This window comes from Streptomyces sp. NPDC002232, assembly GCF_042890295.1.
Classification (GTDB): Bacteria; Actinomycetota; Actinomycetes; order Streptomycetales; family Streptomycetaceae; genus Streptomyces.
Window position 1 is genome coordinate 132590 of the sequence record NZ_JBIARV010000005.1, and the last position, 23829, is coordinate 156418.

A 23829-nucleotide genomic window follows, 5' to 3' on the forward strand; every position below is an offset into this window, starting at 1 on the left:
CGCGCCCGGCGGAGCGCCAGGCCCCGCCCGTACCTCGGCTGTTGCCGCTCCCGGGCCCGGGTCGCCGGTGCAGGATGCCCTGCCGGCCGGGCCGTCCGACAGGGCGACAACCGGACAGTTCTTGGCCGAGAGGCCTGAACGTGTCCCTTCGGCCACCCGTCCGGAATCATCACGTACGGCAATACCGGGCATTGTGCCGAATCCGGCTCCGACATCCGGCGAAACGTCAAGCCCGCACATCCGGAGATCCCCTCCATCCGGCGAATCCCACGGGATTCCGCCCCGGCGCGGCGCCGTTGTGATCAAGCTCGACGGCGTGTCTCTGTACGGATCACTCCTCGCGCGGCCGCTGGCGGCCCTCGGACTCGTGTGGCTGCTCGCCGCACCGGTGCCCGCCGCCGCCGACGCCTGCGCCTACGCCTCGACCGACTCGGGCGGTTCGCAGATCGCGGTGGCCGTCGCCGGCTCGGGCCACCACGACGACGGCGACCACGGCGACGGCGGCGGGAAGGGCCACGGAAAGGGCGGGGGCCACGGTCACCACGGCGGCGGAAAGGGGCACGGGCACCACCACCCGAAGCCCTGCCACCCCGAACCGCCCCCGCCGTGCCCGTCCCCCACCCCGACGCCGACGCCGACGCCCACCCCGACGCCCACCCCGACTCCGACGCCCACTCCGACGCCCGAGCCCCCGTCGCCCTCGCCGTCCCCGACGCCCACCCCGCCGCCACCGAAGCCGAAGCCGCCCCGACCCGAGCCGCCGCGCCAGGTGCCGGAGCCGCCGGCCGTCCGGCCCGCGCCCCGCCCGGATCCGCCGTCCCCCGCCCCCGTCCCCACCAGGCCGCCGGGGCCCGCCCCCGCTCCGCCGCCTCCCCCGTCCCCGTCCCCGTCCCCGTCCCCGACGCCCACCCTGCGGCCCCGGCCGGCGGCCCCCTCGCCCGTGGCGCTGCCGCACTACCGCCAGGCGGCCCGGGCCCAGAAGAAGGGCGGCACCTCCGTCGTCACCGCGACGCTGATGATCACCGCACCCGCCGTGCTCGCGACGGCGATCCTGCGCCCCCGGTCCAAGTGACCCCGCACCCCGTCGACGTGCGGCGCCCTTCGGGCCCCGTCGGCCCCGCCGTCCCACCGACCCTCTGAATCCCGCCGGAGGAATCCATGTCCGATTGGCTCGTTCTCTCCCTCGCGATGGCCGCCGCCTGCGCCGTCGTGCTCACCATCGTCGTCATCAACAACCGTCGCCTCCCCGAGGACGACGATCCCAACGAGACCCCCGACGTCATCGAGTACATGACGATGATGATCGGCGTGATCTACGCGATCGTGCTCGGTCTGGCCATCGCCGGCGTCTGGGAGGCCCGGGGGGCCGCCCAGGAGACCGTCCGGCAGGAGGCACAGGCGATGCACGAGATCTCGGCGCGCGCCGAGGTGTACCCGCCGGAGGTCCGCTCCCGGATCCGCGCCGACGTCGACGCGTACGTCTCGTACGTGGTCCACGACGAGTGGCGGTACATGGCCGACAAGGGGGAGCTCAGCGAGGAGGGGACCGCGCTCCTGGAGCGGGTGCGGCGCAGCGTCACCGACTACCAGCCGGCCAACGACTTCGAGGGGCAGGCCTACCAGCCCCTGGTGGACCAGGTGGCCGCCGCCGACGACGCCCGGGGCGCGCGCGGACAGAACGCGGGGCCGACCATGCCGGGGGTGGTCTGGTTCGGTCTCATCATCGGCGCCCTGGTGACGGTCGGCCTGATCTTCACGCTACAGATCCGCAGGACCGGCCGGGAGCTGCTGCTCGCCGGCCTCTTCAGCGTCCTGATCGCCTTCCTGCTGTTCCTCATCTGGGACTTCGACGCGCCGTTCGGCCGGGGCATCGCCGCCACCGCCGCGCCGTTCACCGACCTGTTCCCGCAGATCACACGGTGAGCCGCCGCTCGCGAGTGGGCCACCCGGGGGACATCGGTGCCCCATTCGCACGTCTGGGATCGCGGCTGTGGTAGAGCGCTCCTAGCGTTTCGGGCATCGAGGTGCGTGCCCTTCGCGGGAACCCCCTTCCGCGGCCGCGCCTCGGGACCCGGAGGATTCACCATGCGCGCGATACGTGCCGCGTCCACTGCCCTGCTGGGGGCGGCCGCCCTCGCCCTGGCCGCCCCCGCCGCCCTCGCGGCGGACGGTGTCCCCGCGCCCGGCGCGCGGGCGCCCGGGGCCAAGGCACCGGGCGATTTCCTCGTGTCGCCCGCGGTCGTCGCCCCGGGCGGCCGGGTGACGCTCAGCGCCCCCGGCTGCGCCAGCACGGCGAGGGCCTCGGCGGGCATCTTCGACACCGCGACCATCGCACCGGGCGCGTCGGTGACCGCCACCGTGGACGCGGACGCCAAGCGCGGCGCCGTGTACACGGTCCTCTTCAACTGCACGGGCGGCGTGCAGGACACCGTCGCCCTGACGATCAGCGGCTCCCCCAGCGCCACCCCGACCATCAGCGCCACGATCCTCACGCCCCCGCGCGGGGTGCAGGGCGGTCTCGGCGGCTCGATGGCGCCGAGCACCACCGAGGTGGCCGTCGGCGGGGTCCTGGCCGTGACCGCGGTCTCCGGCGCCGCCTTCTACGCGATCCGCCGCCGCGCCGGTGCCGGCCGGCGTCACTGAACGGGCGTCGCGACCGCGCCCGGAGCGGTGTCCGGCGACCCCGCGGACGCCCGTCGCCCCCGGGTCCCTGGGGACTCGGGGGCGACGGGCACAGCGGGCCGACCGGGAGGTTCGGCCGCTCAGACTCCCGCGCCGGTCACGCGACGGCGACGGGCGATGAAGAGACCCCCGCCGAGCGCGGCGGCGGCGACCAGCGAACCGCCGACCGCCATCTCCGTGGAGCTCGGGGCCATCGAGCCGCCGAGACCGCCCTGCGCGCCCTGGCCGGCGAGCACGCGGAACGGCTGGGTGAGGGTGCGGCCGTTGCACTGGACGGCCAGGTTGTACTGGCCGGGCGTGGCGTTGTCGAAGATGCGCGGGGTGGCCGTGGAGACGCCGTTGCCGGCGGCGGGGAGCCTGGTCGTCGCGAAGGCGTTCGAGGTGACCGTGCCGCCGGAGCAGCCCCGGACGGTGACCGTGAGGATCGCGCCCTGGTGGACGGCGAAGGGGGACACGGAGACGCCGTTGGAGCCGTCGCCGCCCCGCTCGGTCTGGGAAGCGCTGTCGGTCACGCCGCTGGGCCCGTGGGTGGCGGTGGCGAGGGGGGCCGCGAGTCCGAGCGCCGCGAACGCGGTCGCCGTCACCGCCAGAGTGCGTGCAGCACGCATGGTTGAACCTCCTGTGGAAGACGCCCCAGAGCGGTGCTCCGGGAGATTCGACGAGTACGCCTTCCATGACGAACCATCACAAGCCGGTGCGAGCCGTGCATGTCGGCACTGGGCCACCCCGGTGAGGCGACACGCCGGGAGCGCGACCCCCTGAGGCGAGGGAAGCGCAGGTCACAGCCGTACGGGATGCTTATCTGACGATGACTCGGATGGGTCAGCCCCGTCGTCACCCGGCTGCCCGCCGCCGCCTGCCCGGGCGCGCTCTCCCGCGCCCGCGTCCGGGCCGGGTCGTGCCCGGGTCGCCGCGGCGCCTCGCGCGCCGGCTCCGGCGCACCCCGCTCCGGGGCCCGGACACCCTTCCGGCCGCGGGCCCCACCCGTTCGCGCCGTCCGGCGCGACGGTCCTCGCCGCCGCACTTACCGTTCTGACGACGCCGAGAAGGGAGAACCATGCCCCCGAAGGACTTCCGCGTCTTCCCGCGCAGGAGACGCCAACCCTGGGGCGTCCTGGCCCTCGCCATGCTGTCCGGACTCGCGATGATGCGCAACGGGGTGGACGTCGCCCTCGGGCCGCCCCAACCCGCCGCCGCCGCGCGGCCGGTGGGGCACCCGGTGACCCCGACGCCGCCCGCCGCGAACGCGGGCCTGGAGCCGCTGCCCTTCGCACCGGCCTCCCGGATCAAGATCCCGGCGATCCAGGTGGCCGCCCCCGTCATGGACGTGGGCCTGGACTCGGACGACTGGGTGGCGGCGCCGCCCCCGGAGGACCCCAACCTCGCCGGCTGGTACCAGAACGGCATCGCACCCGGCCAGCGCGGCACGTCCGTCATCGTCGGCCACGTCGACAACGCGAAGGGGCCGGCGGTCTTCTACGGCCTGGGGTCCTTGCAGAAGGGCCAGCACATCGAGGTCGAGCGGTACGACGGCCGGGTCGCGGTCTTCGAGATCTACGGCATCGAGGTGTACGCCAAGGACAACTTCCCCGGCGTGCAGGTCTACGCCGACAACGGCGAGCCGGAACTGCGGGTGATCACCTGCGGCGGCGGCTACACGCGCCAGCGCGGTTACGACGGGAACGTCGTGGTCTACGCGCGCATGGTCGGCTCGCGCTAGCCGCACGCGCGCGAAGGGCCCCGGCACTCGAAGTGCCGGGGCCCTCCCGTGCCTTCGCGCCCCTTCCGCGCGCCTCACCCGGCTCCCCGCGCCGGTGCGTCAGCGTCGGGGGACGGTCATCCGGTAGCCCGCGTCGAGGAGTTCGGGCAGGTAGCGGCGGAGCGCGGCCACGCTCTGGGAGCGGTCGCCGCCCGCGTCGTGGGAGAGGACGACGACGCCGGGCGCGGCCCCGTCCAGGACCCTGCGGACGATGGGTCCGGTGCCGGGCTCCGTCCAGTCGAGCGTGTCGACGGTCCAGGCGAGCGGCTCCATGCCGAGTTCGGCGCCGATCTCGAAGGAGTGCCGGTTCCAGGCGCCGTAGGGCGCGCGGTACCAGAGCGGTGCCGTGCCGAGGGCCCGCTCGACGACCTCGCTCGTGGAGCCGAGCTCGTCGCGGATCCGGGAGGGCTTGAGCTTGGGGATGAGGGGGTGGGACCAGGTGTGGTTGCCGACGACGTGGCCGTCGGCGTCCATCTCCCGCAGCAGGTCCTGGTTGTCGACGGCCATCTCGCCGCAGACGAAGAACATCGCCCGGCAGTCGTAGCGGCGCAGGGTCTCCAGGATGCCGGGCGTGTAGCGGGGGTCGGGACCGTCGTCGAAGGTCAGCACCATCGACCGGCCGACCCCGGACATGCTGAGGAAGGGCCGCTGCCGCACCGGCGGGACCGCCCGCCGGAAGGCGGGCGGCGCGTACGCGGTCATGGGCTGGAGCCGGTACGCGGACGGGTTCAGGCGGGCGGCCCGGGCCTGCGGACCCGCGGCGGGGCCCGCGGCGGGCGCGTCGCGGGGTGCGGCGGCGCCTCCGGCCGGGTCGGGCGTGGCGAACCGGTCGGCGGCGAGGACGCCGACGGTGGCGGTGGCCCCGAGGGCCGCGGCGAGGCGCAGTACCGCCCGGCGCCCGTGAGGCATCTGATCCTTTTTCATGACCAATGGTTCGTACGGGCGAGCTTCCGCGCAGCTCAGCGACACCGGCCCCCCGTCCGAAAGCACCCGATGAGCCGATAGCCTCGCCGGGTGAGCGAACAGCAGCCCGGTCGGTTCGAACGCGGTACCGACGGCCCCAAAGTGATCATGGCGGGGGTCGACGGCTCCGCCTCCTCCCTGCGCGCCGTCGCCTACGCGGCCGGGCTCGCCCGGCGGCAGAACGCGCTGCTCGCGCTCGTGTACGTGCAGCCGGTGATCCCGGCGGGTGCCGCGCTGGGCGTTCCGGTGAGCGGGACGACCGAGGAGATCGCCGAAGAGCTGGTCCGGGAGATCCGGGCGTCCGCCGAGCGGGTCAAGGACCTGTGGCGGATCCGGTGGGAGTTCCACACCTTCCGGGGCGACGCCTACGCGGGTCTGGTCCAGGCGGCGGACGAACTGACGGCGGACGCCGTGGTGGTGGGCGCCTCCGAGTCGGCGGGCCACCGCTTCGTCGGCTCGGTCGCGGTCCGCCTGGTGAAGGCGGGCCGCTGGCCGGTCACCGTCGTGCCGTGACCGGCCGGGCGCGCCCGCGCCCCGATACCCGGCCCCCGTGACCTCCCGGCGTCCGCCCGGAGTGCGGGGGGGGCGCCCGGCCGGAACGGACGCGGGCCCCCCTCCCGACCGCTCGCCGTGCCATTCGCCGCTCGGCGCGGACCGTTCGTCGCAGACCGCCGTCCGTTCCCTGTCCTCCGCCGTCCGGATGCGTTCGGATACGCCCCGGACGACGAGGCACGGGAGAGGCGGGCGGCATGACCACGGCGGCAGCGACGACGACCGACGAGCGGACCCTGGAGGAGCTCCAGCGGGACCACGGCCCCGCGCTGCTCTCCTTCCTGCTCGGCCTGACCCACGGGGACCGGCAGCGGGCCGAGGACCTCGCCCAGGAGACGCTGGTACGGGCCTGGCTCCACCCCGAGGCGTTCGACGGCCCGTACGCCTCGATGCGCCCGTGGCTCTTCACGGTGGCCCGCCGCATCGCCATCGACGCCCGCCGCTCGCGCCTGGCCCGGCCCGCGGAGATCGGCGACGGCGTCCTCGCGGTGACGCCGGACCCGGCCGACGCCACCGCGTCCGCCGACGCCGCGCTCGACGTGCGGGCGGCCGTGCGCGGGCTGAGCCCCGAGCACCGCGCGGTGCTCGTCCGGCTCTACTTCCACGGCCTCACCGTCAACGAGGCCGCCGACGAACTCGGCATACCCGCCGGGACCGTCAAGTCCCGCTCGCACTACGCGCTGCGGCAGCTGGGGCGCTCCCTGCCCGGGTACCGGCCGCGCCGCGCGCCCGTTGCCCGGGCCCGCGCCGGGGCCGCACAATGACGCCGTGACGCTGACTCCCACCGCCGCCGCGCGGGTCCTCGCCGACAACGTCGCCCCCTGGGTGCTCGATCTGGGGCTCACGGTCGAGTCGATCGGATCCGCCGGCGGCCACGAGGCCGTGCTGCGGCTGCCCTGGTCGGACCGGCTCGCCCGGGAGGGCGGCGGCCTCTCCGGCCAGGCGCTGATGGCCGCCGCCGACACCGCGACGGTCATCGCGGTCGCCGCGGCCCGCGGCGGCTTCGTGCCGATGACCACCGTCCAGCAGTCCATCAGCTTCCAGCGCGCGGTGACCGGCGCCGACGTCCTCGTCCGCGCCCGGCTCACCAAGGCCGGCCGGCGGATGGCCTTCGCGGACATCACCATGACGGCCGACGGCGCCGAGGAGACCGCCGCCCACGCGACGGCGGTGTACGCGCTCCTCGGCTGAGCCCGCCCCTCCCCACCCTCCCGCCCCACCGCGCACCGGCAACCCCACCCGCACCGATCCGGCCGGGAAACGTATCCGAAACCGCTCGGGCGAGTTGAGCAAAGCGGGACCCGCGGGCGCCCTTCACGGAGGAGGCTCTCCCCCGGGCCCCTGACATCCGGGGCCCTCACGTCCGGGAGAAGGTGGGAGCGTTGCTGCCCGAGAGCACGAACGGCGCCGGCGGCACGAGCGGCGGCGGACTCGCCGTCCCGATGGCCTGGCTGTGCGCCGAGTTCCTGGCCGACGAGGTGCTGCGGGCCGCCGCGCTCGTGGCCCCCGGCTCGCTGGAGTACCGGGCGGGCCTCCAGGCCCTGGCCCTCACCGTCCACCTCGCCGGGGAGGCGGACGGTGCCGCCGGGCCCGGGGACGCCTGGTCCGCCCGCCGGGTCGACGCGTGGCTGCGGCACACCGCCCACGACCGGCCCTGGCCGCCCTGGGTCGAGGAGCGGCTCGCCGCGCGGACCGCGGAGAGCGGCGACGGACCGGACCTGGCGCTCGCCCGGACCGCCTGGCACCGGCTGCGGGACACCTGGATCCGCGCCGCCGACCTCGACGGCCGCGCCGGCTCCGAGGAGCCCGTCGACGAGACCGAGCAGATCTGGCTGCCCGCCTGGAAGCTGGGCCTCCCGCTGGCCCACCTGTCGCTGCACCTGCGCTGACTAGAGGGCCGAAGGGTGCACGCCCGGACGGTACTTGGGAATCCGTACCGTCACCTTCATCCCGGCCCCCACCCCGGTCTCGATGACCAGTCCGTGCTCCGCGCCGTACACCTGGCGCAGCCGCTCGTCCACGTTGGACAGGCCGATGCCGGAGCCCGCCGGGTGCTCGCCGCGCAGGACGGCGCGGAGCAGCTCCGGATCCATGCCGATGCCGTCGTCCTCGACCGTCACCACCGCCTCGGCGCCCGCGTCCCGGGCGGCGATCGTGACCCGGCAGCCCCGCTCCCGGTCCTGAAGGCCGTGCTTGACGGCGTTCTCCACGAGCGGCTGGAGGCACAGGAACGGCAGGGCCACCGGCAGCACCTCGGGCGCGATCTGGAGCGTCACCTTCAGACGGTCCCCGAACCGGGCCCCCGCGAGCGCCAGGTACTGCTCGACGGCGCGGAGTTCGTCGGCGAGCTGGGCGAACTCCCCGTGCCTGCGGAAGGAGTAGCGGGTGAAGTCGGCGAACTCCAGGAGCAGCTCCCGGGCCCGCTCGGGGTCGGTGCGCACGAAGGAGGCGATGGCGGCGAGGGAGTTGAAGATGAAGTGCGGCGAGATCTGGGCGCGCAGGGCCCGTATCTCGGCCTCCACGATCCGGGTGCGGGAGCGGTCCAGCTCGGCCAGCTCCAGCTGGACGGAGACCCAGCGGGCCACCTCGGTCGCGGCCCGCACGAGCACGGCCGACTCGCGGGAGCCGTAGGCGACGAGCGCGCCCAGGACCCCGTCCTCCCCGGTGAGCGGCGCGGTCACGGCCCAGCGCAGGGGGCACGCCGGGTCGGCGCAGCCGCTGTGGGCGGAGCGGCTGCGGCCGGTCTCCAGGGTCTCGGCGGCCTGCTGCGGCACGTGCGCGCGGTGGTGGTCCTCGCCGGGGCCGTCCCAGGCGAGGACCGCGCCCCGGTCGGTGAGGCAGAGCGCCTCGGTGCCGAGCAGCGAGCGGAGCGTGCGGGCGGCCTTGCGGGCGGTCTCCTCGGTGAGTCCGGCGCGCAGCGGGGGCGCGGCGAGCGAGGCGGTGTGGAGGGTGTGGAAGGTGGCCCGTTCGACGGGGGTGCCGAGGTCGGGGTCGGCGGCGGCGCGGCCGTCGCGCCGGGCGGCGAGGCGGCCGAGGACGAAGCCGGCGGCGAGCAGCACGGCGCCGGTAGCGGCTGCGGCGGCGAGGGCGATGCCGCTCATCGGCGGGCCTCCTGGGCGGGGACGGTGCCGGTGATCTCCTCCGGGAGGTGGAGCCGGGCGAGGAGGGCGGGGGTGCCGGGCGGGATCCGGCGGGGGGTGGCGAGGGAGACGAGGACCATCGTCAGGAACCCCAGGGGCACGGACCAGACGGCGGGCCAGGCCATCAGGGTGTGCGGCCAGCCCCCGGGGGCGAGTCCGGCCCGGGTCGCCATCACGGCCGCGAGGGCGGAGCCGCCGCCGAGCAGGAGTCCGGCCATGGCGCCGGGCGGGGTGAGCCGCCGCCACCAAATGCCGAGGACGAGCAGCGGGCAGAAGGACGAGGCGGACACCGCGAAGGCGAGGCCGACGGCGTCGGCGACCGGCACCTTGGAGGCCACCACCCCGACGCCCAGCGGGACGGCCGTGGCGAGCAGCGTCGCCAGGCGGAAGTGGCGGACGCCCCGGGAGGGCAGCACGTCCTGGGTCAGGACCCCGGCGACGGACATGGTGAGTCCGGAGGCGGTGGAGAGGAAGGCGGCGAAGGCGCCGCCGGCGAGGAGCGCGCCGAGGAGGTCGCCGAGGAGTCCGCCGAGGATCCGGTCGGGCAGCACGAGGACGGCGGCGTCGGCGGAGCCGGTGAGGGCGAGTTCGGGGGCGTAGACGCGGCCGAGGGCGCCGTACAGCGGTGGCAGCAGGTAGAACGCGCCGACGAGCCCGAGGACGACGAGGGTCGTGCGGCGGGCGGCGCGGCCGTGGGGGCTGGTGTAGAAGCGGACGGCGACGTGCGGCAGGCCCATGGTGCCGAGGAAGGTCGCGAGGATCAGTCCGTACGTGGCGTACAGCTGGTGTCCGTCACGGCCACCGGCCAGCGGCTGGGACCAGCCGAGCGGGTCCGCCCCGGTGGCGGCCCGCTCGGGCAGCGCGCTGCCGGGCGCGAAGGAGAGTGTGGTGCCGCCCCGGACGAGGTGGGTGCCGGGGGCGAGCGTGACGGTCCGGCCGGTGTGCGCGACCGCGTCGACGCGGCCGGTGACGGTCACCCTGAGCGGCTCGTCGAGCCCGATCCGTACCGTGTCGGCGACTTCGACCACGGTGTGGCCGCGGAGCACGGCGGGGGCGTCGAAGCGGGCCGGGGGCGCCCCGTCCCCGTACCAGGCGGCGAGCAGGAAGAGGACCGGCACGAGCAGGGCGGTGAGCTTCAGCCAGTACTGGAAGGCCTGGACGAAGGTGATGCTGCGCATGCCTCCGGCGGCGACGGTGCCGGTGACGACGAGGGCGACGAGCAGCCCGCCGACCCAGTCGGGGGCGCCGGTGAGGATCTCCAGGGTGAGTCCGGCGCCCTGGAGCTGCGGCAGCAGGTACAGCCAGCCGATGCCGACGACGAAGAGGCTGGCGAGCCGCCGGGCCTGGGGGGATTCGAGGCGGGCCTCGGCGAAGTCGGAGAGGGTGTACGCCCCGGAGCGGCGCAGCGGGGCGGCGACCAGGACGAGCAGCACGAGGTATCCGGCGGTGTAGCCGACGGGGTACCAGAGCATGGCGGGGCCCTGGACGAGGACGAGTCCCGCGATGCCGAGGAAGGAGGCGGCGGAGAGGTACTCGCCGCTGATGGCGGCGGCGTTGAGGCCCGGCCGGACGGTCCGCGAGGCGACGTAGAAGTCGGAGGTCGTGCGGGAGATCCGCAGGCCGAGGGCGCCGATGAGGACGGTGGCGAGGACGACGGCGGTGACGGCGGCGACCGCGTAGGCCTGGTTCATGCGGGGGTGCGCACCGTCCTCAGCGCTCCACGAGGCCGGTGAAGTCGCGCTCGTTGCGCTCGGCCCTGCGGACGTACCAGTGGGCGATGACCCAGACGACCGGGTACACGCCGAAGCCGAGGGTGCCCCAGACGAGCGCCTCGGGCGCGGGCAGCGCGAGCAGCAGCGGCAGCGAGCCGACGAGCAGGGCGAGGGCGCCGAGCGCGGTGAGGGCGGCGCGGAGCTGGCTGCGCATCAGGGAGCGGACGTAGGTGTGGCCGAGGGTGGTCTGCTCGTCGATCTCGGAGCGGGCCGGCGGGTGGGCGGGGCGCCGCCCGGCGGGCGCGGGCACGGCTCCCGGGCCGTGGGCGGAGGCGTAGGTGACGGTCTCGCGCCGGGGCCTGCGCGGGGGGTGGTGCTCCGGCATCGGCGTCCGCTCTCTGACTCGCTCGCTGGCTCGTGGAGTGTACGCAGAGCGGGTGCGGCACGGGTAGGGGTCCGCGGGTCAGCCGCCCGCGCGCCGCATGAGGAGGTCCCGCAGGTGGCGGGCGTGGCGGCGGCTCACGGCCAGGTCGGTGTCGCCGAGCCGGACGGAGGTGGCGCCGCCGTCCAGGCGGAGTTCGTCGACGCGGGCGAGGGCGACGAGGTGGCTGCGGTGGATGCGGACGAAGCCCCGGTCGGCCCACCGCTCCTCCAGGGTGGAGATGGGGATGCGGACGAGGTGGCTGCCGTGGTCGGTGTGGAGGCGGGCGTAGTCGCCGTGGGCCTCGACGTAGGCGATCTCGTCGACGGGCACGAAGCGGGTGACGCCGCCGAGTTCGACGGGGATCTGCTCGGGGACGGCCGGGGCGGCGGGCGCGGCGGTGGCGTGGACGAGTGCGTGGACGCGGCGGACGGCCTCGGCGAGCCGCTCGCGGCGGACCGGCTTGAGGACGTAGTCGACCGCCTTGAGGTCGAAGGCCTGGAGGGCGAAGCCCTCGTGGGCGGTGACGAAGACGAGGTGCGGGGGCCGGGCGAAGCCCGCGAGCAGCCGGGCCAGTTCGAGGCCGGTGAGGCCGGGCATGTGGATGTCGAGGAAGACGACGTCGACGGCCTCGTCCCCGTCGGGTCCGCCTTCCAGGGCCCGTCCGATCCTGCGCAGGGCGGCGGTGGCGTCCCCGGCGCCCTCGGCGGTCCGCACCCGGGGGTCGGCGCGCAGCAGGTAGAGCAGCTCGCCGAGGGCGGGCTCCTCGTCGTCGACGGCCAGGACGCGCAGCATGCGCGGGAGTCTATGTGAGGGGCCGGGGGGCTACTTGAGGAGCTTCGACATGCGGCGGTCGGCGAGGATCTTCCCCCCGGTCTGGCAGGTCGGACAGTACTGGAGGGCGGAGTCGCTGAAGGAGACCTCGCGGAGGGTGTCGCCGCAGACCGGACAGGGTTCGCCGGCCTTGCCGTGGACCCGCAGCCCGCTCTTCTTCTCCGCCTTGAGGCGGCCCGCGGCGAGGCCGTGGGAGCGCTCGACGGCCTCCCGGAGGGTGGTGCGCATCGCCGTGTAGAGGGCGGTGGTCTCCTCCGGGGTGAGGTTCTGGGTGGGTTTGAAGGGGGACATCCTGGCGGCGTGCAGGATCTCGTCGCTGTAGGCGTTCCCGATGCCGGCGAGGAGGCTCTGGTCGCGCAGGGCGCCCTTGATCTGGCGGTGCTCCCCGGCGAGCAGGGCGGCGAACTCCGCGGGCCCGAAGTCCTCGGCGAGCGGGTCGGGGCCGAGCCGGGCCACGCCCGGGACCTCCTGGGGGTCGTGGACCAGGTGGACGGCGAGGCGTTTGGTGGTGCCCGCCTCGGTGAGGTCGAAGCCGTCGCCCCCGGTGAGGGCGGTGCGCAGCGCCAGCGGGCCCCGGCCGGGCTTCGGCGGGCCGGAGGGCAGCGGGTCCTGCCAGCGGAGCCAGCCCGCGCGGGCCAGGTGGACCAGCAGGTGGAGTTCGCCCGCCGTGCCGCTGGTCGTGAGGTCGAGGAACTTCCCGTGCCGGCCGACCGCGGTGACCTCGGCGCCCTCCACGGCGCTCAGGGGCGGGTCGTACGTCTTGAGGACGCTGATCGCGACGGGCAGGACGCGGGCGATCTCCTTGCCGACCAGGTGTGTGTCGAGGAAGGCGCGGAGCGCTTCCACCTCGGGGAGTTCGGGCATGGTTCCACCCTGCCGCAGAGGGGATGGGGGCGCGCGCCGGGCGGGGGGGCGGGGTGTCTGGTCGGGCGGCGGGCGGGGGCTTGCGCCGGGCGGCGGGCGAGGGCGTGCCCGGCCCCCCGCCCGGGGTGGGTCCGTCCCGGTGCTACGCGCGCGTCGTGGTGTCCGGCGGGTCGAGCAGGTCGAGTTCGGCGGCGAGGGCGGCGGCCAGGGCGTCGAGGTCGGGGACGGCCGCGCCGTCGGCGACGAGGCCGATGTGGACCCGGCCGTCGTACGGGGACATGGCGACGGCGAGGGACTGGCCGCGGGCGAGCGGGGCCATCGGGAAGAGGGCGCGCAGAGGGGCGCCGCCGAGGGAGAGCGCGGAGCGGGGCAGCGGCACCTGGGTGACGAGGACGTCGAAGAGGAGCCGGGCGGCGCCGGCCGCGAGCGGGGCGCCGAAGCGGTGGGCGAGCGGGTGCAGCTGGTCGGCGAGGAGGGCGACGGCGCCCGCTCCCCGGAAGGGTCCCGCGGCCTTGTTGCGGTCCATGGCGGCCCGTACGGCGGCGAGCCGGGCGTCCGGGTCCGGTTCGGTGACGGGCAGGTCGAGGAGGTAGCCGGAGAGGCTGTTCCCGGGTCCGGCCGGGCCGCCGGGGCGGCGCCGGGAGACGGGGACGAGGGCGCGGGGGTCGACACCGGGGAGCGGTCTGCCCCGGCCGTCGAACCAGCGGCGCAGGGCACCGGCGACGAGGGCGAGGAGGACGTCGTTGGCGGTGCCGCCGGTGCTGCGGCGGATGCGGTGGACGCGGTCGAGCGGCAGGCTCGCGGTGGCGACCCGGCGGGTGCCGCTGGGCTCGGCGGCGAGCGGGGTGCCGGGGCGCGCTTCGAGGCGGCCGGCCCGGGCGACGGAGGAGCCGACGACCGAGGCGCCGACCTCGACGGCCCGGCCGAGGTCGCCGAGGCGGTCCCGGGCGATGCCGAGGAGGCGGCCGGGGCCGGGGAGCCAGGAGCGCGGCGGGACGGGGTGGGGGCGGCCCACGGGGCGCCGGCCGGCGGCGATCTCGTCGAAGATCCCGGCGCCGATGGCGACGGCCCGCATCCCGTCGGCGAGGGCGTGGTGGAGTTTGACGAGGACCGCGAAGGAGCCGTCGGGGGCACCGCTGAGCAGGTACATCTCCCAGGGCGGCAGGCCTCGGGCGACGGGCCGTTCCATGAGTTCCGCGGCGAGCCGGGCGGTCTCGGCGGGGAAGTCCTCGCCGGGGAGGGTGATCTCGCGGACGTGCCGGCGCACGTCGAAGTCGGGGTCGGCGGCCCACGCGGCGCCGCCGACGGGGAACAGGACGTCGCGGACGCGCATCCGGAGCCGGGGGACGGCGGCGGCGCGGCGGGCGAGCAGGTCCAGGACGTCGGGGGGCTGCTGCCGGGCGGTGGGGGGCGGGGGTCCGAAGTGGGCGAGGGCCCCGAGGTGCAAGGGGTGCTCGGTGGATTCGAGGTGCCAGAAGGCCAGGTCCAGGGGTGCCAGTAGCTCGGTGCTCACGGTGTCCTCTTGTCCTGCGGTGTCCTGCCGGGGCCTCTGCGGAGAGGCGGGGGGGCAGGTCAGCGGAGAGGCGGGTGGGGGGAGTCAGCGGAGAGGCGGGTGGGGGCAGCGGAGAGGCGGTGGGGGGAAGTCAATCGCGTACCGTCAGTTACGGTCAAGTACGATCAGTTCACGCTCGGTTAACACGTTCAACGCTCCATGGCGAACTCGCACCACACACACTTGCCGCCGCCCCGTGATTCCACGCCCCACGTGTCCGAGAGCCCGTCGACCAGGAGCAGCCCGCGCCCCGACACGCCCGCCTCCCCTGCCTCGCGGCGCCGGGGCAGGGCACTGGACCGGTCCTCCACCTCGACCCTCAGGCGCCGCGGGGGCCCGGTCAGCATCCGCAGGGTCACGATCGCCCCGCCGTCGGTGTGCATCAGGGCGTTGGTCATCAGCTCGTCCGCGACGAGCTCGATCTCGTCGGCGCGCTCCCCCGCGCCCCAGGCCCGGACGGCGGCCCGGATCATGTGCCGGGCCGAGCTCAGCGCCTCCGGGTCGTTCTGCGCCACGTGCTGCTGGAAGCGGCCGGTGCCCTGCGGGTGGTAGCTGCCGTGGCGGCGCAGCAGCAGGATCGCCACGTCGTCCTCGCCGCCCCGGTCGGCGACCACGTCGCACAGGTGGTCGGCGAGCTGCTGGAGGTCGGCGGGGCCGCGCCGGACCAGCGAGGAGAGCCACTGGAGCCCCTCGTCGAGGTCGGCTCCGGGCTTCTCCACCAGACCGTCGGTGTAGAGCATCAGGGTCTGGCCGGGGTCCAGCTCCAGGGTGGTCACCTGGTAGTCGAGGCGGCCGAACTCGGCCGAGAGCCCGAGCGGCAGTCCGCCCTCGACGGGGAGCCGGCGGCAGCGGCCGTCGACGTCCCTGACCATCGGGTCGACGTGCCCGGCGCGCACCACCTGGACGACGCCGGTGGCGAGGTCGACCTCCGCGTAGGTGCAGGTGGCGAACCGTTCCGTGTCGAGCTCGTGGAGGAAGACGGAGGCCCGGGCCATGACCGTCGCGGGCGGGTGCCCCTCGGCGGCGTAGGCGCGCAGCACGATCCGCAGCTGTCCCATGACGGCCGCCGCGTGGGTGTCGTGGCCCTGCACGTCGCCGATGACGGCGCCGACCCGCCCGCCGGGCAGCGCGATGACGTCGTACCAGTCGCCGCCGATGTCCCGTCCGAGGCGGGCGGAGCGGTAGCGGACGGCCGTCTGGGCGCCCGGCACCTCGGGGATCCGGCGGGGCAGCATGGCCTGCTGGAGCCCCTCGGCGAGGTCGTGCTCCTGTTCGTAGAGCATGGCCCGCTGGAGGCTCTGGGCGATGCTGCTGCCGAGGGCGACGAGCAGGGTCCGCTCGTCCTCGCTGAAGCCGGTCCTGTCGCTGTAGAGCAGGCCGAGCGCGCCGATGGGCCGGGCCTGGGCGATGAGCGGGAGGTAGGCGGCGGCGGTGATCCCGAGGCCGCTGATGTGCGGCCAGAGCACCGGGAACGACTCGGCGAAGTCCCGGGGCGAGACGATGAACCGGGGGCGCAGGGTCCGGACGACCTCGCTCATCGGGTAGGGCTCGTCCACCCGGGTGAACCGGGTGCCCGGCACGAACGCGCCCTCGGGTCCCTCGGCGACCAGATGGATGCGGCCGGACTCCAGGAGCCCCATCACGAGACTGGCGGCGCCGAAGTGTTCGAGCGCGTGCGAGTCGTTGAGGAGGTCGATGACGTCCTGGACGGTCCGGGCGTACGCGAGGGCCGCCGCGGTGCCTTCGACGACGCCGGCGCGCCGGCGCCGGCCCTCGTCGAGGCCGAGCCGGGCGGCGGACTCGGTGAGCTCGTGGGTGGCGTCGCGCACGATGCCGATGATGCGGACGGGGCGGCCCGAGTCGTCCCGGTGGACGAGGCCCTGGGTGTGGGTCCACTGGAGGCCGCCGTCCCGGCGGCGGATGCGGAAGTACGCGCCGTACTGCTCGCTGCCGTCCTTGAGGGCCTGCGCCACCAGGGTGTCGAGCAGGGTGCCCTCGTCCGGCAGCACCCGGGGGGCGAGGCTCTCGGGCCGTCCGTCGTACTCGTCGGGGCGCAGGCCGAAGACCTCGAGGGCGGCCGCGTCCATGGTCATGGTCCCCGCGACGAGGTCCCAGTCGAAGCCGCCCATCCGGAAGGCGGAGCCGTAGTCGGCGAGGATCCGCGTCGCGGATCCCGGCTCCACGGGCGCACGCTCCGGCCGCGCGTCCGCCTCCCCGCCGCCGCTGCCCGCAGTCATGGGGCCACGCTAGGCGCAGCCCCGCCCGGGCGCACCAGGAAGATCCCTCTCACCCCTGGAACGTCTCCGGCTGGTCGGGAACCGCCCCGGCCGGGAAGAGCTCGTCGGGCGGCTGCTGCCCGTCGGGCTCGGAGGGCTCGGCGAAGGGGTCGGGGAGGGGCTCGTCGTACGGGTCGGGGGCCGGCTCCGTGTCCGGGTCGGGCGCCGTCGGCAGGGGGGCCGTCGGGTCGGTCCCGGTGCCGCCGGTCCCGGACGGGTCGGGGACGTCGGGGTGCGGGGTGGCGGGGGCGGGCCGGGCGGGATCCGGGGTGGTGGGCTCCGGCGGCACGGGGGCCGGGGAGTCGGGGTGGCCGGGGCCGCTGGGGTCGGGGGTGCCGGAGCCGGTGAGGGCGCAGGTGTCGGGGTCGCAGGCGGGTGCCACGGCGGGCTCCCGGTCCTCGTCCCCGTCGCTGCCGGTCCGGCGCTCGATCCAGGTGCGGTCGGAGGTGTTCACGATGACCAGGCTGGTGACGACGGAGGCGGTGGGCTTCACGACGATCACCCGGTCGGGGTCGAAGCCGTCCCAGGGCTCGCCCTGGTGGACGCCGCCGGGGTCGGCCGAGGGGCTGCGGAGCGGGTTGCCGCAGGCGCAGCGGACGCGCGGGGCGCCGTACTGGTCGACGAGGACCGAGGTGCCGGTCTGCAGGACGGCCTGGTAGGCGTTCGCCCGGCCGTCGCGGTAGCCGTGGCCGGTGACGCGGGTGTCGGCGCGCAGGGCGACCGGGGTGAGCCCGCGGAGCCAGCTCGCGACGTTGGCCTCGGGGATGCCGGCGGCCTCGGCGAAGGCGCGGGCCTTGGTGCGGTCCGCCGCGAGGAGGGCGGCCTGCCGTTCGACGTCGCAGCTGCCGACGGCGCGCGTGCCGCCGTAGAGGCCGGGGGTGGAGCCGGTGACCTCGTGGGCCGGCGAGGGGCCGTCGTCCGGTCCCCGGTCCGGCGCGGCGGGGGCCGCGGTGTTCCGGACGGTGGAGTCGGTGAAGGGGTCGGGGCCGTGCGCGCCGAGCGGCTGGAGGAGGACGTCCTGGACGGGGGCGGCGGCCGGTTCGCCGGCCGCGCCCTCCCAGGCGGTGGAGCAGCCGGTGAGCAGCAGGGCGGGGACGAGCCCCGCGGCGGCGAGACCGGTTCGCCGCGTCCGGCGGAGGGTTGAGCGCACCTGGTTCTCCCGACTTCTCTCCTCCGGGCCCGGCGCCCGGTTGCGGCCAGTCCCTCATGTCTGTCGCAGCGCGTGAGGGCGCGCAAGCGGAGAGCGGCCGACCGGGTCGGCGGGGTCACCCCGGACATCGACTTGAACACGTTCAAGAAAGGTCCTACGCTCGACTCGTTGAACGCGTTCAAGTGGGGGTGGTGGCGTATGACCGTGCTGTCGGGCCTGGTGAGCTCCGTCGTGATGATCGGCATGTTCTGGGTCGTACCGACGGGACTCTCGCTCCTGGACGGCCCCCGGCCACCCGGCTGGGACGCGCTCCGGCGCGCCTGGCCCCTGCTCGCCGCCCCCGGGGCCCTCGCCCTGTGGCTGCCCCGGTCCGGCGCGGCGGCCGCGCTCGCCGGCGTCTACGCCCTCGGCACCCTGGCGCTGGCGCTCCAGGCCCCGGCGCGGCTGATGCTCACCCGCTCGCTGCGGCCCAGCGAGATCGCCGTCCTCTCCGCCCTGACGGCACCGTCCGTCGCCGGCCTGGCGCTCGTCGCCGAGCGGGCCTCGTACCCCCTCTTCGGCTTCGACCTCGACCTGCTCGCCCTGACCGTCCCGCACTTCCACTTCGCCGGCTTCGCCGCCGCGCTGGTCGCCGGACTCGTCAGCCGCGCCTCGGACGGGCCCGCCGCCCGCTGCGCCGCACTCAGCGTCCCGGCCGGCACCCTGCTCGTCCTGATCGGCTACTTCGTCGACGACTGGGCCGAGCTCGCCGGCGCCGTCGTCCTCACGACCGGGATGGCCGCGGTCGCCGTACTGACCCTGCGGGAGCGGCGCGAGCTCGCCGCCGACCCGCTCACCCGCGGCCTCCTCGCCGTCTCGGCCCTGGTCCTCCTCGTCACCATGCTGCTCGCGCTCAGCTGGGCGCTGGGCGAGGCGACCGGGCTTCCGCACCTCTCCCTGACCTGGACGGCCGCCACGCACGGCCTGGGCAACGCGCTCGGCTTCGCCGTCTGCGCCCTGCTCGCGCGGCACCGCCTCCGGGCGGACCGCACGGCCCCGTCCCCCACGAACCGCCCGCGAACGGAGCTCCCGGCATGACCCGCCTCACGCACACCCTCTCCCGCCCCGCCCGCCGCCGCGGCCTCACCTACCGCGAGGTCGGCGCGACCCGCACCCCGGACGCGCTCCCCGCCGGCTACCACCACCTCCGCCACAGCGCGGTCGTCGGCCACGGCCGCGCCGCGTTCGAGGCCGCCGGGGCGGCCGTCACCACCTGGGGGATGCACCGCGCGTCCGGGGCGCGCGTCCGCGCCGACGCCGCTCGCGCCTGGCCCGGCGTCCACCTGGAGGTGTCGCTGGGCGCGGGACCGCTGCGGCTCGGCGTCCCGTGCGCGGTGATCTGGACGGCGTACGAGAAGGACCGCGTCGGCTTCGCCTACGGCACCCTGACCGGGCACCCGGAGTGCGGCGAGGAGTCCTTCGTCGTGACCCTCGACCCCGACGGCACGGTCCGCTTCACCGTCACCGCCTTCAGCCGCCCCGCCACCTGGTACACCCGGCTCGCGGGGCCGCTGGTCCCCCGGCTCCAGCACGTGTACGCGCGCCACCTCGGCAGGATCCTGACCCGTCTCGTCAGGACGTGACGGCGGGCCGATACTGGGAGCGATGGAGTGGTTCACGGCGCCCGACCAGTGGCTGGGCCGGATCGTCTTCCAGCGGGGCCTCGCCGGGCTGTACTGCGTGGCGTTCCTTTCGGCGGCCCTCCAGTTCCGGGCGCTGATCGGGGAGCGCGGCATGCTCCCCGTACCGGAGTACGTGCGCCGGACCAGCCCGCGCCACACCCCGTCGCTCTTCCACTGGCGCTACTCCGACCGGCTCTTCGCCACCGTCTCCTGGTCAGGCGCCGCCCTCGCGCTCGCGCTCGTCGCCGGTGCCGGGGACGCGGTGCCGCTGCCGGTCTCGATGCTCCTCTGGCTGGTCCTGTGGGGGCTGTACCTGTCGATCGTGAACGTGGGCCAGACCTGGTACGCCTTCGGCTGGGAGTCGCTGCTCCTGGAGACCGGGCTCCTCGCCGTGCTGCTCGGCAACGACGACACCGGCCCGCCCGTCCTGATCCTCTTCCTGCTGCGCTGGCTGCTCTTCCGGGTCGAGTTCGGCGCCGGTCTCATCAAGATCCGGGGCGACGCCTGCTGGCGGAACCTGACCTGTCTCTACCACCACCACGAGACCCAGCCGATGCCCGGCCCGCTCAGCTGGTTCTTCCACCACCTGCCGCGCCCGCTGCACCGGGTGGAGGCCGCGGCCAACCACGTGGTGCAGCTGGTCGTGCCCTTCCTGCTGTTCGCCCCGCAGCCGGTGGCCACGGCGGCGGCCGGTCTGATGATCGCGACCCAGCTGTGGCTGGTGCTGTCCGGCAACTTCGCCTGGCTGAACTGGCTGACCATCGTCCTGGCGCTCTCCGTCGTGGACGCCACCCCGCTCACCGGCGCGCACCCCCGGCCGGATCCGCCGCTCTGGTACGTGGTCGTGGTCTGCGCGGCCACCGCCTTCGTGCTGGTGCGCAGCTACCGCCCGGTCCGGAACCTGCTCTCCCGGCACCAGGCGATGAACCGCTCGTACGACCCGTACCACCTGGTCAACAGCTACGGCGCGTTCGGCACCGTCGGCCGGGTCCGGGACGAGATCGTCGTCGAGGGCACCGACGACCCGGCACCGCACCCGGGCACGGTGTGGCGCGCGTACGGATTCCGGGGCAAGCCCGGTGACCCGCGCCGGCTGCCCCGCCAGTTCGCCCCGTACCACCTGCGGCTCGACTGGCTGATGTGGTTCGCCGCGCTCTCCCCCGGGTACGCGCGCGAGTGGTTTGGTCCCTTCGTGGAGCGGCTGCTCGACGGCGACCGGGACACGCTGCGGCTGCTCGCCCACAATCCGTTCCCGGACGCCCCGCCGGCCCTCGTCCGCGCCCGGCTCTACCGCTACCGCTACACGACCTGGCACGAGCTGCGGACGACCGGGGCCTGGTGGCACCGGACGCTGGTCCGGGAGTACCTGCCGCCGATCCGCCTGCGGGAGCCCACGGACACCTCGCGCTGAACGCACCGGTGCCCCCGGGCCGCGTCCGGCCGGGGGCACCCGGAGTGGAACGGAGGGATCAGTCGATGCCCGGCAGAATGTGGGGCTCGGCGAGGTCCTCCTCGTACCCCGCGAGCCGGATGGGGGCCGCGTGGGCCCACACGTCGAGGCTGCCGAGTTCGCCCTTGCGGCGGGGCCGCTCGTTGCGTTCGGCCGGTCGCGGTTCCTGCTTCGTCAGTTCGGGTGTCACCGCGCACTCCTTTGTGTCGCGTCAAGGTGGGAGGATGCCGGATCGGTCGCGGTGGCGCCGTTTCGTGGCGGGACCGCGGCCTTGGTGGCAGGCCTGTCCCGGGAGGGCCGTGAGGAAGTGGTGTCTCCTCGGTGGCCGACCTGTGCCTCAGATTAACCAAATGAGCACGCCTGCGCTCTACCGCGCTCCAAAGTGTGATGCGATCGAGTGAATGAAGCCGGAAAGAGCGCCCCATCAGGCCGATGGGGCGCTCTTGTCAGGACGGTGGGGCCGTCCGCTGTCAGGACCGCGAGACGCTCTTGTCGTCAGGACCGCGGGAACCGCCGCGGGCCGGGGCCTACCAGTTCGCGGGGGCGTAGTCCTTGAGGAAGCAGCCGTACAGGTCCTCGCCCGCCTCGCCGCGCACGACCGGGTCGTACACCCGGGCCGCGCCGTCGACGAGGTCCAGCGGGGCGTGGAAACCGGCCTCGGCGAGGCGCAGCTTGTCGAAGTGGGGGCGCTCGTCGGTGATCCAGCCCGTGTCGACCGAGGTCATGAGGATGCCGTCGGTCTTGAACATCTCCTCGCCGCTGGTCCGCGTCACCATGTTCATCGCGGCCTTCGCGGCGTTGGTGTTCGGGTGGCCCGCGCCCTTGTAGCCACGGCTGAAGACGCCCTCCATCGCGGAGACGTTCACGACGTACGAGCGCCCGCTGGCCGCCTTCTTCGCCGCCTCGGCCATCGACGACCGCAGCTTGCTGATGAGGATGAACGGGGCCGTGTAGTTGCAGAGCTGGGTCTCCAGGAGCTCCACCGGGGAGATCTGCTCGATGCTCTGCACCCACGTGTTCGACTCGACGACGTCCGGGACCAGGCCGCCGGCGTCGATGGCGGTGCCGTCGAGGTGCTTGGCGATGGTGGCGTTGCCCGCGACGAGCGCGAGGTCGGCGACCTGCTGGGCCTCCAGGTCCCGCACGCCCGCGGGCAGCTCGGACGAGCCGACGAGCTCGCCGACCGCGCCCGAGTTGAACGCGCCGATGACGTGGTGGGCGGGCAGCTCGCCGGCGGGCAGCGGCGCGCTCTCGCCGTCGACGAGCGCGGCGTACGCGGAGGGGAGCCGGCGCACGGTCTGCGTCGCGTTGTTGATCAGGATGTCCAGCGGACCGGCCTCGGCCATCTGGTCCGCGAGCGCCACGGCCTGGGCGGGGTCGCGCAGGTCGATGCCGACGACCTCCAGGCGGTGCATCCAGTCCGCGGAGTCCTCCATCGCCTTGAAGCGGCGGATGGCGTCCTTGGGGAAGCGGGTGGTGATGGTGGTGTGGGCGCCGTCGCGCAGCAGCCGCAGCGCGATGTACATGCCGATCTTCGCCCGGCCGCCGGTGAGCAGCGCGCGCTTGCCGGTGAGGTCGGCGCTCGCGTCGCGCTTGGCCCGGTTCAGCGCCGCGCAGGGCTGGCAGAGCTGGTGGTAGAAGTAGTCGACCTCGACGAAGCGCGTCTTGCAGACGTAGCAGGAGCGCGGACGCTGGAGTATCCCCGCGATCCGGCCCTCCTCGGTGACGGAGCTGGGCAGCAGGCCCTCGGTCTCGTCGTCGATGCGCTGAGCGGAGCCGGTGGCCGTGGCCTCGGTGACCGCCTTGTCGTTGGCGGTCTTCGAGGCCCGGCGCTCCTGGCGGCGGCGCTGCTTCACGGTCCGGTAGATCCCGGCGGTGGCGCGGCGCACGGTGATCGCGTCCGGGTGGTCGACATCGATCTTGTCGAGCTCGTCGAGGACGCTCAGGCAGACGGCCAGGCGCTCGGGGTCGATGCCCGGCCCGTAGTCCTGGAATTCTTCGGTCACCGTCATGGCCTTCGGGTTCCTCGTTCGCTCGTACGTCACCGCTCGCCGGCTTTCGAAGACCCAACTTTACGGAGCCGGGGGCCGCGCCTCCAAACCCGTTCGGGGGGCGTGGTCGAAGACACAGTCGCCGCACAGCCCGCCGCCAGGACACCGGTAGTAGAGGCAGCAGCTGGCCCGGCGCAGCCGGGGGCCGCGGACCGTCCCGGCGAGCTCCGGAAGCTCCAGGAGGCCCGCGACGAGGGCGGTGGCCCGCTCGGCGGCGTCCGGACGCCCCTGGGCGCGCGCCCAGCGGACGAGCTCCCGGAGGGCGCCGGCGAGGGCGGAGCCCGCGTTGCCCCAGAGGAGCCGCGGCGCGATGGGCCCGTCGCGGCGCAGGGCCGCGTGCAGCGGGACGAGATGGGCCTCCAGGACGGCCGCGCGCAGCTCGTCCACGGTCGCGGGGCGGGTCGCGGAGCCGGCCCACCACAGGTCGTCGGGCGAGGTCAGCGCCCCGTCCCAGTGGAGCTCGGCGGGGTCGAGCAGGGGGAAGCGGCCGTGGATCGCGGCCGGGCCGAGGGCGGTGGACCAGAGCCGGGCGGCGAGCCCGAGGTGGGCGACGGAGGCCCCGACCCGCCGCTCGGGGGCGCCGAGACGGGCGGCGACACGGTCCACGCGCGCGGTGAGGGGCCCGGTCTCCCCCGCGTACAGGGCGGAGAGCGGGCGGTGCGCGCCGCCGGCCGCCGGTGCGGTGGTCCGCAGGGCGAAGAATCCGCCCGGCGATCCGCCGTCGTCGCTCGCGTCGATGCCCATGCGCACGCCCCCGCCCCG

At 75.2% G+C, this 23829-nt stretch carries 24 protein-coding genes; 11 read left to right on the plus strand and 13 right to left on the minus strand.

All coding sequences use genetic code 11. The features are described 5' to 3' along the window. Positions 1 to 316 precede the first annotated feature (316 nt). The 3 genes from ACFYXU_RS23750 (at position 317) to ACFYXU_RS23760 (ending at position 2643) form a co-directional block, all read left to right on the plus strand. Positions 317 to 1072 (plus strand): hypothetical protein, encoded by a 756-nt coding sequence (locus tag ACFYXU_RS23750; protein ID WP_389459795.1) that lies wholly within the window; start codon positions 317 to 319, stop codon positions 1070 to 1072. A gap of 86 nt (positions 1073 to 1158) precedes the next feature. After that, complete coding sequence (locus ACFYXU_RS23755; RefSeq protein ID WP_361405092.1) at positions 1159 to 1923, plus strand: hypothetical protein; 765 nt, start codon at positions 1159 to 1161, stop codon at positions 1921 to 1923. Between the two features lie 162 nt (positions 1924 to 2085). Next, complete coding sequence (locus tag ACFYXU_RS23760) at positions 2086 to 2643, plus strand: hypothetical protein (RefSeq protein ID WP_361405089.1); 558 nt, start codon at positions 2086 to 2088, stop codon at positions 2641 to 2643. Positions 2644 to 2762: 119 nt separating this feature from the next. Here ACFYXU_RS23760 and ACFYXU_RS23765 read toward each other — a convergent pair whose 3' ends face one another. Beyond that, on the minus strand, positions 2763 to 3290 hold the full coding sequence (locus ACFYXU_RS23765; RefSeq protein ID WP_376515542.1) for a hypothetical protein: 528 nt from the start codon (positions 3288 to 3290) through the stop codon (positions 2763 to 2765). A gap of 449 nt (positions 3291 to 3739) precedes the next feature. On the opposite strand from ACFYXU_RS23765, the gene ACFYXU_RS23770 reads away from it, so the two are divergent. After that, the gene (locus tag ACFYXU_RS23770; protein WP_329853440.1) at positions 3740 to 4402 is read left to right on the plus strand and encodes a class F sortase; all 663 of its coding nucleotides are present in this window, start codon (positions 3740 to 3742) and stop codon (positions 4400 to 4402) included. A 99-nt stretch (positions 4403 to 4501) separates the two neighbouring features. On the opposite strand, the gene ACFYXU_RS23775 is transcribed toward ACFYXU_RS23770, so the two are convergent. Next, positions 4502 to 5350: a polysaccharide deacetylase family protein gene (locus ACFYXU_RS23775; protein ID WP_389459798.1), complete on the minus strand. Its 849-nt coding sequence runs from the start codon at positions 5348 to 5350 to the stop codon at positions 4502 to 4504. A gap of 105 nt (positions 5351 to 5455) precedes the next feature. Between ACFYXU_RS23775 and ACFYXU_RS23780 the strand changes: the two genes are divergently transcribed. The 4 genes from ACFYXU_RS23780 (at position 5456) to ACFYXU_RS23795 (ending at position 7845) form a co-directional block, all read left to right on the plus strand. Next, positions 5456 to 5917: a universal stress protein gene (locus tag ACFYXU_RS23780; RefSeq protein WP_329853444.1), complete on the plus strand. Its 462-nt coding sequence runs from the start codon at positions 5456 to 5458 to the stop codon at positions 5915 to 5917. 236 nt (positions 5918 to 6153) lie between these two features. Next, a complete protein-coding gene (locus ACFYXU_RS23785; protein ID WP_376515536.1) occupies positions 6154 to 6720 on the plus strand; it encodes a sigma-70 family RNA polymerase sigma factor in 567 nt (188 codons plus the stop codon). A gap of 4 nt (positions 6721 to 6724) precedes the next feature. Then, positions 6725 to 7147: a PaaI family thioesterase gene (locus ACFYXU_RS23790; RefSeq protein ID WP_389459801.1), complete on the plus strand. Its 423-nt coding sequence runs from the start codon at positions 6725 to 6727 to the stop codon at positions 7145 to 7147. Positions 7148 to 7338: 191 nt separating this feature from the next. Continuing rightward, on the plus strand, positions 7339 to 7845 hold the full coding sequence (locus ACFYXU_RS23795; protein WP_329853450.1) for a hypothetical protein: 507 nt from the start codon (positions 7339 to 7341) through the stop codon (positions 7843 to 7845). On the opposite strand, the gene ACFYXU_RS23800 is transcribed toward ACFYXU_RS23795, so the two are convergent. The 8 genes from ACFYXU_RS23800 to ACFYXU_RS23835 all read right to left on the minus strand — a co-directional run bounded on the left by ACFYXU_RS23800 (position 7846) and on the right by ACFYXU_RS23835 (position 17905). Beyond that, a complete protein-coding gene (locus ACFYXU_RS23800) occupies positions 7846 to 9057 on the minus strand; it encodes a sensor histidine kinase (RefSeq protein WP_389459806.1) in 1212 nt (403 codons plus the stop codon). Beyond that, positions 9054 to 10787: a cation acetate symporter gene (locus ACFYXU_RS23805; protein ID WP_389459809.1), complete on the minus strand. Its 1734-nt coding sequence runs from the start codon at positions 10785 to 10787 to the stop codon at positions 9054 to 9056. The genes ACFYXU_RS23800 and ACFYXU_RS23805 overlap by 4 nt, the downstream gene beginning before the upstream one ends. Before the next feature lie 19 nt (positions 10788 to 10806). Next, positions 10807 to 11193, minus strand: a complete 387-nt coding sequence (locus ACFYXU_RS23810; RefSeq protein WP_376515524.1) for a hypothetical protein — start codon at positions 11191 to 11193, stop codon at positions 10807 to 10809. A 78-nt stretch (positions 11194 to 11271) separates the two neighbouring features. Next, entirely contained in the window at positions 11272 to 12024 is a 753-nt protein-coding gene (locus ACFYXU_RS23815) for a LytTR family DNA-binding domain-containing protein (RefSeq protein WP_361405065.1), read from the minus strand. A 30-nt stretch (positions 12025 to 12054) separates the two neighbouring features. Further along, positions 12055 to 12927 (minus strand): Fpg/Nei family DNA glycosylase, encoded by an 873-nt coding sequence (locus tag ACFYXU_RS23820; RefSeq protein ID WP_376515521.1) that lies wholly within the window; start codon positions 12925 to 12927, stop codon positions 12055 to 12057. Between the two features lie 142 nt (positions 12928 to 13069). Continuing rightward, positions 13070 to 14440: a wax ester/triacylglycerol synthase family O-acyltransferase gene (locus ACFYXU_RS23825; RefSeq protein WP_389459814.1), complete on the minus strand. Its 1371-nt coding sequence runs from the start codon at positions 14438 to 14440 to the stop codon at positions 13070 to 13072. Positions 14441 to 14628: 188 nt separating this feature from the next. Next, positions 14629 to 16716 carry a SpoIIE family protein phosphatase gene (locus tag ACFYXU_RS23830; RefSeq protein WP_389459817.1) on the minus strand — a complete coding sequence of 696 codons (2088 nt, stop codon included), beginning with the start codon at positions 16714 to 16716 and terminating at the stop codon, positions 14629 to 14631. 49 nt (positions 16717 to 16765) lie between these two features. Then, the gene (locus ACFYXU_RS23835; RefSeq protein ID WP_389459820.1) at positions 16766 to 17905 is read right to left on the minus strand and encodes a DUF6777 domain-containing protein; all 1140 of its coding nucleotides are present in this window, start codon (positions 17903 to 17905) and stop codon (positions 16766 to 16768) included. A 207-nt stretch (positions 17906 to 18112) separates the two neighbouring features. Between ACFYXU_RS23835 and ACFYXU_RS23840 the strand changes: the two genes are divergently transcribed. From ACFYXU_RS23840 to ACFYXU_RS23850, 3 genes are read left to right on the plus strand one after another with little or no spacing between them, the layout of a single operon-like run. After that, a complete protein-coding gene (locus ACFYXU_RS23840) occupies positions 18113 to 18982 on the plus strand; it encodes a YndJ family protein (RefSeq protein WP_389460537.1) in 870 nt (289 codons plus the stop codon). Then, positions 18979 to 19527, plus strand: coding sequence for a DUF1990 family protein (locus tag ACFYXU_RS23845; RefSeq protein ID WP_389406194.1), 549 nt, complete (start codon positions 18979 to 18981; stop codon positions 19525 to 19527). The genes ACFYXU_RS23840 and ACFYXU_RS23845 overlap by 4 nt, the downstream gene beginning before the upstream one ends. Before the next feature lie 22 nt (positions 19528 to 19549). Further along, positions 19550 to 20977, plus strand: a complete 1428-nt coding sequence (locus ACFYXU_RS23850) for a lipase maturation factor family protein (protein ID WP_376515511.1) — start codon at positions 19550 to 19552, stop codon at positions 20975 to 20977. 58 nt (positions 20978 to 21035) lie between these two features. On the opposite strand, the gene ACFYXU_RS23855 is transcribed toward ACFYXU_RS23850, so the two are convergent. From ACFYXU_RS23855 to ACFYXU_RS23865, 3 genes are all read right to left on the minus strand, one after another. Next, positions 21036 to 21206, minus strand: a complete 171-nt coding sequence (locus tag ACFYXU_RS23855) for a hypothetical protein (RefSeq protein WP_329853465.1) — start codon at positions 21204 to 21206, stop codon at positions 21036 to 21038. Positions 21207 to 21543: 337 nt separating this feature from the next. Then, positions 21544 to 23028 carry an SDR family NAD(P)-dependent oxidoreductase gene (locus ACFYXU_RS23860; RefSeq protein ID WP_361405044.1) on the minus strand — a complete coding sequence of 495 codons (1485 nt, stop codon included), beginning with the start codon at positions 23026 to 23028 and terminating at the stop codon, positions 21544 to 21546. A gap of 60 nt (positions 23029 to 23088) precedes the next feature. Beyond that, positions 23089 to 23811, minus strand: a complete 723-nt coding sequence (locus tag ACFYXU_RS23865) for a (2Fe-2S)-binding protein (protein WP_389406455.1) — start codon at positions 23809 to 23811, stop codon at positions 23089 to 23091. Between the last annotated feature and the right edge of the window lie 18 nt (positions 23812 to 23829).